The organism is Nocardioides sp., from assembly GCF_035703625.1.
GTDB lineage: Bacteria > Actinomycetota > Actinomycetes > Propionibacteriales > Nocardioidaceae > Nocardioides.
On record NZ_DASSXS010000233.1, the window covers coordinates 1 to 9,095 of the forward strand.

Below are 9,095 nucleotides of genomic sequence, written 5' to 3' on the forward strand. Positions count from 1 at the left end.
AGAGTCCCGAACCGTGTCCCGAGGAGACCCCGCATGCCCATCGCCACTCCCGAGGTCTACGCAGCGATGCTCGACGCCGCGAAGGAGAAGGCCTTCGCCTTCCCGGCCATCAACGTGTCCTCGTCCCAGACCCTCAACGCGGCCCTGAAGGGGTTTGCCGACGCCGGCTCCGACGGCATCATCCAGATCTCGACGGGGGGAGCCGAGTACCTCTCGGGCCCGTCGGTGAAGAACATGGTGACCGGGTCCGTGGCGTTCGCCGGCTATGCCGCCGAGGTGGCCAAGAACTACCCCGTCAACATCGCGCTGCACACCGACCACTGCCCGAAGGACAAGCTCGACGGGTTCGTCCGGCCGCTGGTGGAGATCTCCGCCGAGCGGGTCTCCCGCGGCGAGGACCCGCTCTTCCAGTCGCACATGTGGGACGGCTCCGCCGTTCCCCTGGAGGAGAACCTGCAGATCGCCGAGGAGCTGCTCGCGCGCTGTGCCGCGGCCAGGATCGTCCTGGAGATCGAGGTCGGCGTCGTCGGCGGCGAGGAGGACGGGATCGTCGGCGCGATCGACGAGAAGCTCTACACGACTCCCGGCGACGCCCTCGCCACGGTGGCCGCGCTCGGGACCGGGGAGAAGGGGCGCTACCTGACCGCCCTGACCTTCGGCAACGTGCACGGCGTCTACAAGCCCGGCAACGTGAAGCTGCGCCCGGAGATCCTGCGGGACGCCCAGGCCGCCGTGGTCAAGGAGCTGTCCCTCGACGACGGCGCCAAGCCGTTCGACCTGGTGTTCCACGGTGGGTCCGGCTCGACGGCCGAGGAGATCGGAGCCGCGGTCGACTACGGCGTGGTGAAGATGAACGTCGACACCGACACCCAGTACGCCTTCACCCGCCCGGTCGCGGACCACATGTTCAGCAACTACGACGGCGTGCTCAAGATCGACGGCGAGGTCGGCAACAAGAAGGTCTACGACCCCCGCTCGTGGGGCAAGGCCGCGGAGGCCGGCATGGCCGAACGGGTCGTCGAGGCGTGCGAGAACCTGCGCTCCAGCGGTACGTCGGTCGGCGTCTGATGAGCCACACCGACCTGATGGCCGGGCCACCGCCCACCCACCTGCCGGAGGACCCGGCCACCACCGAGCTGGACTCCGGTGCGGCTCCGGCCGACGTCGTACGCCGTCACCCGGCGTCACCGTTCGCGTGGGCCGCCCTGGCCGAGCAGGCCCGCGACGGCGGGGCGGACGACGTGACCGTCTACGCCTACTCCCGGGTCGGCTACCACCGCAGCCTCGACCTGCTGCGCCGCAACGGCTGGAAGGGCCACGGACCGGTCCCGTGGGAGCACGAGCCGAACCGCGGCTTCCTGCGCTGCCTCGCCGTCCTCGCCGCCTCCGCGCGCGCGATCGACGAGTCCGAGGAGTGGGACCGGTGCGCCGGGTTCCTGCGCGACTCCAGCCCCACCGCCTACGAGGAGCTGCTCGGGCGCTGACCCGTCGTGGGCCGGCCGGGGGTCAGCAGGGACTGCACCGTCTCGCGACCCAGGGCCACGATCAGCGTGGGCAGCCGCGGGCCGCGGTCCTTGCCGACGAGCAGGTTGTAGAGGAGCCGGAAGAACTCCTTCTGGTCGGCCTTCACCTCGTCGGTCGGGCTGGCGTCGACGGCCAGGCCGCGGGCGAGCTTGGGGACGCCGTAGACCAGCGTGGTGACCGGATCCACGTCGAGGTCGCCGCCGGGGAGGCCGTCGAGCAGCAGCCGCAGCCAGGTCTCCTCCTGCGAGGACAGGGCGGCCAGCCGCTCGTCGTCGGGCGTCTCGCGTACGACGGTCCGGTCGGACTCCGCCACGAACTCCGTGGTCCAGTGGATCGCGCGGGACAGGCGAGGCTCGAGGTCGTCGACCGAGGAGTGCTCGTGGCCGACCCGGTCGATCACGCGGCTGATCAGCTCCGCCGAGCCGGCCGTCACGTCCGCCACGGAGGCGAGGGTCCGGAACGGCACCACCACGCGTGGGGTCCGGAGGGTTCCGGCGGAGGAGGTCGCGGCCGCACGTTCGAAGGCGAGCACGGCCACGTCCCGCTTGGTCGCCGCCTTGCGGCCCAGGGCGTCCCACTCGTCGTAGAGCCGGACCACCTCGGGCCCGAAGTCGATGTTGAACGTCTGCCGGGGCTGCCGGCGGACGTAGAGCCAGCGCAGGATCGGGGCCTCGAGGATCCGCAGCGCGTCCGCGGCGGTGGGAACGCCTCCGGCGGACGACGACATCTTCTGCATCCCGGCGAAGCCCACGAACCCGTAGCCGAACCAGGCGGGTCGCGGCATCCCGAAGACCTTCTCCACGAGCTCGTGCCCGACGGTGAACGACGACCCGGGTGTCGCGTGGTCCATCCCCGCGGGCTCGAAGTCGACGTGCTCGACCGCCCACCGCATCGGCCAGTCGACCTTCCACACCAGCTTGCCGTCGGTGTCGGAGTCGAGGTCGAAGTGCCCCTGGTGGCTGCACACCCGGCAGGTGTAGGCGAGGACCGGGTCGGCGAAGTCGGTGAGGTCGAGGGTGTCGCGTCCGCAGGAGGAGCAGTAGGGCTTGAAGGGGAAGCGCGCGAGCTCGTCGGACGGGCCGACGGGGGGCTCCTCCTCGGCGTCCGACTCGACGGACTCCGCCTCCTTCCTCGTCCGGTGACGGGCCAGGATCGCCTCGATCTCGTGTCGCTGGTCGACGGCGGTCCGCACGGCCGAGCGGTAGAGCCCCGCCCGGTACCGCTCGGTCTGGGAGACCTCGTCCATCTCGACGCCGAGCTCGGCCAGGGCTTCGCGCAGGGGCTCCTTGAAGTGCTCGGCCCACGAGTCGTGGCAGCCCCACGGGTCCGGTACGGCGGAGAGGGGCCGGCCGATGTGCTCGGACCACGCCGGGTCGACGCCGGCCGGCACCCGTCGGAAGCGGTCGAAGTCGTCCCACACGTGCAGGTGCCGGACCTCGACGCCGCGGCGCTCCAGCTCGTCCGCGACGAAGTGGACCGTGAGGAACTCGCGCAGGTTGCCCAGGTGCACGGGACCGGACGGGCTGGCGCCGGACGAGACCGTGACCCGCTTGCCCTCGCCGGCGTGCCGCACGGCGTCGTCGGCGGCGCGGGTCACCCAGTCCGTGGGGTCGCCCTGCCCGCCTCGTGCCATCGTCTCGCTCCTCGCCCTGGCTCATCGCTCCGGTCACTCCCGACGTCGAACGCTACCGGGGAGTCGAGCGCGTCTGCGCGGCGGGAAGGCGCGAGGGTGGCGGACATGGAAAGGGCGTCGGAACCCGAACCGGGCTCCAACACCCCGCCACGCGCCTGCCGTTTCGACTCCATCCCCCGATGTGGGTCGAGCGGCTGCGTGAGCCGCCACCCCGAAGGTGGCGCAAACGAACGCGACGCTGCCCAAAATGATGCACCTGACACCTTGGTGCCACATGGCTCCGCGCTGCCGCTGGCACTAAGATGCCACGGTGTCCCGTCGCGCTCCGGTCTCCACGCTCTCGGCCCTGGGGCTGACCCGGGAGGAGGAGCGGCTCTACCAGCGGCTCCTGCCACTGTCCGGCAGCGAGGTCGACGTCGTGGCCCGCGGCCTGCGGATCTCGCCCGACGCGCTCTCGGCGCAGATCGCGGACCTGTCGGACCGGGGCATCGTGCGCGTCGAGCGCGGCCGGGTCCATGTGCTGTCGCTGTCGGCCGTGGTGTCGGCGTACGTCGCCCGCGAGGCGGACGCTGCTCTTCGCGCCCGCGAACGGCTCGACGACATCGCCGGTGCCATCCCGTTCCTCGCCGCCGCCGCCACCCGCCCCGGTCCGGGCGAGGTCGAGAGCACCCAGTTGCTCGACGGCGAGGTCAGCACCGGTGGCAACCCGCTGCAGCTGCTGACCAAGATGGTCGAGGAGAGCCGGGGGGACCTGCTGTGGCTGCGGCCCGATGCCTGGGACCTGCCCCGGGAGGAGGCGGTGGCCAAGGTCGTGGCCGCGGCCATCGCGACCGGGCGCCGGTCCCGGGCGATCTATCCCGTCCGTGCGCTGCAGGAGGCGCCGGACGTGCTGCTGACCCGGGCCCGCGCCGGTGAGCAGATCCGGGTCGTCTCCGACCTCCCCACGCGGATGTTCGTGCTCGGCTCCACCCACGCCGTCGTACCCGAGCCGCTCGGCATGGCCGACGAGCCGCGGCTCCTGGTCCGGCAGGGTGCCCTGGTGGAGGCGCTCACCATGCTGTTCGAGCTGATGTGGGAACGGGCCGCGCCGGTGCCCGACCTCGACTTCGGCGACGCCCGTCCCGACCTGCGCCGGTTCATCCTGCAGCAGCTGGCCGCCGGGTCCAAGGACGAGCAGATCGCCCGGGCGCTCGGCCTCAGCCTGCGGACGCTGCGCCGCCGCGTCGCCGACCTGCTGATCGAGCTCGGGGTCGACACCCGGTTCCAGGCCGGGGCCGAGGCGGTGCGGCGAGGCTGGCTCTAGGTCCCGCCTCCGTCACGGGGTTCCGAGGCTCGGACCGTGAGACGACCCTCGCACCTCGACCACCGAGTCAGGGCAGCACCATGGAGTACGCCGCCTTCTCGACGTGCCAGGTCCGGTGCCGCTCCGGCCCGTAGATCTCCCCGTCGGCGGCGCAGTAGAACTCGTCACCGCTGATGGAGACCCGCTCTCCGCGGAGGTAGATGACGTCGTCCCGCTCGTGGTGGCGCCCGCGCGTCAGGTGGGCGGCGTACGCGAGCCGTGCCCACGGCCCGATCGCGCGCGAGATCATCACGTCGACCTTGCCGTCCTCCGGGTCCGCCTCGGGCGCCAGCGCGGCGCCGCCGCCGACGGTCGGGCCGTTGCCGATCGCGACCATGAGGACCGGCTGGTCGAGGTCCACCACCACCTCGCCGTCGACCTCCACGCGGAGCCGGAGGTACGGCGGCTTGACCGCGGACAGCACGGCACCGATGGGGTAGCCGGCGCGGCCGAGGTTGAGCCGGCCGTAGCCGATCTTGCCCAGGCGTTCCTTCCACCGCTGCCCGCGGCGGCTGGCCTGTGCGCCGGCGCCGACGTGCACGTTGTTGACCACCACGTTGCCGAGCTCGTCGACGATCAGGTCGACCGGGCGCACGTGCCCGTCGACCAGCACCCGGGCGGCGTCCTCGGTGTCGAGGGGGATCTCCATCGCGCGCGCGAAGTCGTTGCCCGTGCCGAGGGGCAGCAGTCCGATCACGGCCTTGGACAGGTCGTGCCGGCGGTGGAGTGCGGCCACCACGGCGTGCAGGCTGCCGTCGCCCCCGGCGACCACGATCACCCGGGATCCGGCGCGGTGCAGGACCCCGTCGAGCTCACCGGGGTTGGAGGTCGCCGTCACCTCGATCGAGACGTGGTCGAACAGCGACGCCAGCGCCCGGTCGAGGGTCTCCTCGTCGGCCGTGCCGGCGTCCGTGTTGGTGATCACCAGCAACGACTCCACGCGAGGGACCCTAGCCCAACGAGCAACACCTCCCGCAGCGTTCTAAGGTGTCGGTGGTCCCCCGACGAGCGCCGAAGGAGTGTCGATGCCCGCGATCGTGATCCTCGGAGCCCAGTGGGGTGACGAGGGCAAGGGCAAGGCGACCGACCTGCTGGCCACCCAGCACGAGTCGGGTGCCGACTCCATCGACTTCGTGGTCCGCACCAGCGGCGGCCACAACGCGGGCCACACCATCGTCGTCGACGGCGAGAAGTTCGCGACCCACCTCCTGCCCAGCGGCATCCTCACCCCCGGGACGACCAGCGTCATCGGCAACGGCGTCGTGATCTCGCCCGAGGCGCTGTTCCGGGAGCTCGACGAGCTGGCGGCGCGCGGCGTCGACGTGAGCCGCCTGGTCGTCAGCGCCAACGCGCACATCATCGCGTCCTACCACTCCACCATCGACAAGGTCACCGAGCGCTTCCTCGGCAAGAACCGCATCGGCACGACCGGCCGTGGCATCGGGCCGGCGTACGCCGACAAGATCAACCGGATCGGCATCCGCGTCGCCGACCTCTTCGACGAGTCGATCCTGACCCAGAAGGTCGAGGGGTCCCTCGACGTCAAGAACCAGCTGCTGGCCAAGGCCTACAACCGGCGCGCGGTCGCGGTCGACGCCGTGGTCGAGGAGCTGCTGTCGTACGCCGAGCGGTTGCGGCCGATGGTCGCCGACACCGCGTTGCTGCTCAACCGCGCGCTCGACGAGGGCAAGACGGTGCTGTTCGAGGGTGCCCAGGCGACCATGCTCGACGTCGACCACGGCACCTACCCGTTCGTGACCAGCAGCAACGCGGTCGCGGGTGGGGTCTGCACCGGCGCGGGCATCGGCCCGACCCGGATCGACCGGGTGATCGGCGTGATCAAGGCCTACACCACCCGGGTCGGCTCGGGGCCGTTCCCCACCGAGCTGTTCGACGAGGACGGCGAGAAGCTCTGGAAGGTCGGCGGGGAGGTCGGTGTCTCGACCGGCCGCGACCGGCGCTGCGGCTGGTACGACGCCGTCATCGCCCGGTACGCCTCCCGGGTCAACGGTCTGACCGACCTGTTCCTGACCAAGCTCGACGTCCTGTCCAGCTGGGAGCGGGTGCCGGTGTGCGTCGCCTACGACATCAACGGGGTGCGCCACGACGAGATGCCGATGACGCAGTCGGAGTTCCACCACGCCAAGCCCGTCTACGAGTTCCTCGACGGCTGGTGGGAGGACATCTCGGGCTGCCGCACCTTCGCGGACCTGCCCAAGAACGCCCAGGCCTACGTCGAGGCGCTCGAGGAGATGTCGGGCACCCGGATCTGGGGCGTCGGCGTGGGTCCGGGGCGCGAGCAGACGCTGGTCGTCCACGAGTGATCGCGAGAGGGTTGTGACATGAGCGAGACCGCGTACGTGTTCGACCCGTTCGCGCCCGGCTTCACCGACGACCCGTATCCGACCTACGACGAGCTCCGCGCCGCGGACCCGGTCCACCAGAACCCGTTCGGGTTCTGGGTCCTGTCGACCTACGACGAGGTCAACGCCCTGCTGCGCTCGGGGCACTCGGTCGAGGAGCGTCACGTCGCGCCGGGTCCGATGCAGCAGATCGCCGACGAGGTGTACGGCGACAGCGCGGAACGGATGCACGGGCTCTCGATGCTCGACAAGGACCCTCCCGACCACACCCGGCTGCGCAAGCTGGTGTCGAAGGCGTTCACGCCCAAGGCGATCGCCGCGCTCGAGCCCGAGGTGGAGCGGCTGGTCGACGACGCGCTGGACCGGATGGCCGGTCAGGGCGAGTGCGACCTGGTCGAGGCGCTGGCCTACCCCCTGCCGTTCACGGTGATCACCGAGATGCTGGGCATGCCCGAGGCCGACCACGAGCGGATGCGCGAGCTGGCCGGAATCGTGGTGCGCTCGCTGGAGCCGGTCGTCGACGCCGATGCCTTCCGCGAGATCCTGGCCGCCGACACCGAGCTGGCCGACATCGCGGCCGACGTGGTCGAGCGCAAGCGCCGTGAGCCCGGCCATGACCTGTTGACAGCCCTGATCCGCGCGGAGGACGGCGGCGACGTCCTCGACGACGAGGAGCTGGTGGCGCAGGTGCTGCTCCTCTACATCGCCGGTCACGAGACCACCGTCAACCTGATCGCCAACGGCACGCTCGCGCTGCTGCGCAACCCCGATCAGCTCGCGCTCCTCCGGGATCGCCCGGACCTGGCCGGCAACGCGGTGGAGGAGCTGCTCCGCTACGACTCCCCGGTGCAGATGAGCCGCCGGATCACGCTCGAGCCCTATCGCGTGGCCGGGGCCGAGATCCCCGCCGGTGCGTTCGTCATCGCCAGCCTCGCCGCGGCCAACCGTGATCCCGGCCGTTGGGGGCCCGATGCGGACGCGCTGCGTCTCGACCGGGAGGACGCGCGCGGGCACGTGTCGTTCGGCGCGGGTGTCCACCACTGTCTCGGGGCAGCCCTGGCCCGCCTCGAGGGCCGGGTCGCGATCCAGCGACTGGTCGAGCGTTTCCCGCAGCTGCGGCTGACCGGGGAGCCGGTCTGGAACGGCCGGATCAACCTGCGCGGCCCCCAGCACCTGCCGGTGGCGGTCGCATGAGCACGAGCAGGGACCTGTCCACCCTGGGCATCGCCATCACCGGCGGGGCCCGCGGGATCGGCCTGGCCACCGCCACCCGGCTGGCGCGGGCGGGTGCCCGGGTCGTGGTCGGCGACCGCGACGTCGAGGTCGCCGCGAGGGCCACCGCCGACCTGGACGTCGAGGTCCTGCCCCTCGACGTCGCCGACCCCGCCTCGTGGAGGTCCTTCGCCGAGTCCGCCGGGCCGGTCGACGTCCTGGTCAACAACGCGGGGATCATGCCCGTCGGCCCGGTGGTCCAGGAGCCCGACGAGGTCACACGCGCGATCCTCGACGTCAACCTGCTGGGCGTCATCACCGGCACCAAGACGATCGCGCCCGGGATGGTCAGGCGGGGCCGGGGGCACATCGTCAACGTCGCCTCGGGCGTCGGCCGGGTCGCCGTGCCGAACGGCGCGACGTACGCCGCCTCCAAGTTCGGCGTGGTCGGCTTCACCGAGGCCACCAGGGGTGAGCTCGCGCCGTACGGCGTCGACGTCTCCATGGTCCTGCCCTCCGTCGTGCAGACCGAGCTCGCGGCCGGGGTGTCCCAGGCGCGGTTCGTGAAGCCGGTGACCGCCGACGACGTCGCCGCGGCCATCGAGGCGGTCATCCGCAGGCCCCGTCCGGAGACGTGGGTGCCGCGCTGGACCCAGGGGATGGTGCGTGCCACCCAGCTGCTCCCGCGCCGGGCCCAGGAGGCGATCTCGCGCGTCTTCCACGCCGACGCCATCCTGACCGGCGCCGACGCGGCCGCCCGTGCCGACTACGAGCGGCGGGTCCGCCCGTGAAGACCCTGGTCATCGGCACCGGTGGGCGCGAGCACGCGCTGGCTCGAGCTCTGTCCCTCGACCCCCAGGTCACCGAGGTGCACGCCGCGCCGGGCAACCCCGGGATCGCGGCCGTCGCGACCCTCCACGACGTCGACCCGATGAACGGTGCCGACGTCGCCGCGCTCGCCGAGAAGCTCGGCGTGGACCTGGTCGTCGTCGGTCCCGAGGCGCCGCTGGTCGCAGGGGTC

General features: G+C 71.9%; 8 protein-coding genes and 1 pseudogene. 7 read left to right on the forward strand and 2 right to left on the reverse strand.

Features of this window, described 5'->3' with window-relative positions; translation table 11 throughout:
- Window positions 1-33: 33 nt before the first annotated feature.
- Together fbaA and VFN12_RS12025 are read left to right on the forward strand one after the other, a co-directional pair.
- Complete coding sequence (gene fbaA, locus VFN12_RS12020; RefSeq protein ID WP_325118931.1) at window positions 34-1,068, forward strand: class II fructose-bisphosphate aldolase; 1,035 nt, start codon at window positions 34-36, stop codon at window positions 1,066-1,068.
- A complete protein-coding gene (locus VFN12_RS12025) occupies window positions 1,068-1,484 on the forward strand; it encodes a DUF3151 domain-containing protein (RefSeq protein ID WP_325118932.1) in 417 nt (138 codons plus the stop codon). The genes fbaA and VFN12_RS12025 overlap by 1 nt, the downstream gene beginning before the upstream one ends.
- Here the strand turns inward: VFN12_RS12025 and lysS are convergent.
- A complete protein-coding gene (gene lysS, locus VFN12_RS12030; protein WP_325118933.1) occupies window positions 1,460-3,157 on the reverse strand; it encodes a lysine--tRNA ligase in 1,698 nt (565 codons plus the stop codon). The genes VFN12_RS12025 and lysS overlap by 25 nt on opposite strands.
- 310 nt (window positions 3,158-3,467) lie before the next feature.
- Between lysS and VFN12_RS12035 the strand changes: the two genes are divergently transcribed.
- Window positions 3,468-4,460, forward strand: a complete 993-nt coding sequence (locus tag VFN12_RS12035; RefSeq protein WP_325118934.1) for a DNA-binding response regulator — start codon at window positions 3,468-3,470, stop codon at window positions 4,458-4,460.
- Between the two features lie 67 nt (window positions 4,461-4,527).
- On the opposite strand, the gene VFN12_RS12040 is transcribed toward VFN12_RS12035, so the two are convergent.
- Complete coding sequence (locus VFN12_RS12040) at window positions 4,528-5,439, reverse strand: diacylglycerol/lipid kinase family protein (protein WP_325118935.1); 912 nt, start codon at window positions 5,437-5,439, stop codon at window positions 4,528-4,530.
- Window positions 5,440-5,524: 85 nt separating this feature from the next.
- On the opposite strand from VFN12_RS12040, the gene VFN12_RS12045 reads away from it, so the two are divergent.
- The 4 genes and pseudogenes from VFN12_RS12045 to VFN12_RS12060 form a co-directional block, all read left to right on the forward strand.
- A complete protein-coding gene (locus VFN12_RS12045) occupies window positions 5,525-6,823 on the forward strand; it encodes an adenylosuccinate synthase (RefSeq protein WP_325118936.1) in 1,299 nt (432 codons plus the stop codon).
- 18 nt (window positions 6,824-6,841) lie between these two features.
- The gene (locus VFN12_RS12050; RefSeq protein WP_325118937.1) at window positions 6,842-8,056 is read left to right on the forward strand and encodes a cytochrome P450; all 1,215 of its coding nucleotides are present in this window, start codon (window positions 6,842-6,844) and stop codon (window positions 8,054-8,056) included.
- On the forward strand, window positions 8,053-8,865 hold the full coding sequence (locus tag VFN12_RS12055; protein WP_325118938.1) for an SDR family oxidoreductase: 813 nt from the start codon (window positions 8,053-8,055) through the stop codon (window positions 8,863-8,865). The genes VFN12_RS12050 and VFN12_RS12055 overlap by 4 nt, the downstream gene beginning before the upstream one ends.
- Window positions 8,862-9,095: pseudogene (locus VFN12_RS12060) on the forward strand (phosphoribosylamine--glycine ligase N-terminal domain-containing protein); the annotation flags it as partial. The gene VFN12_RS12055 and the pseudogene VFN12_RS12060, both read left to right, overlap by 4 nt.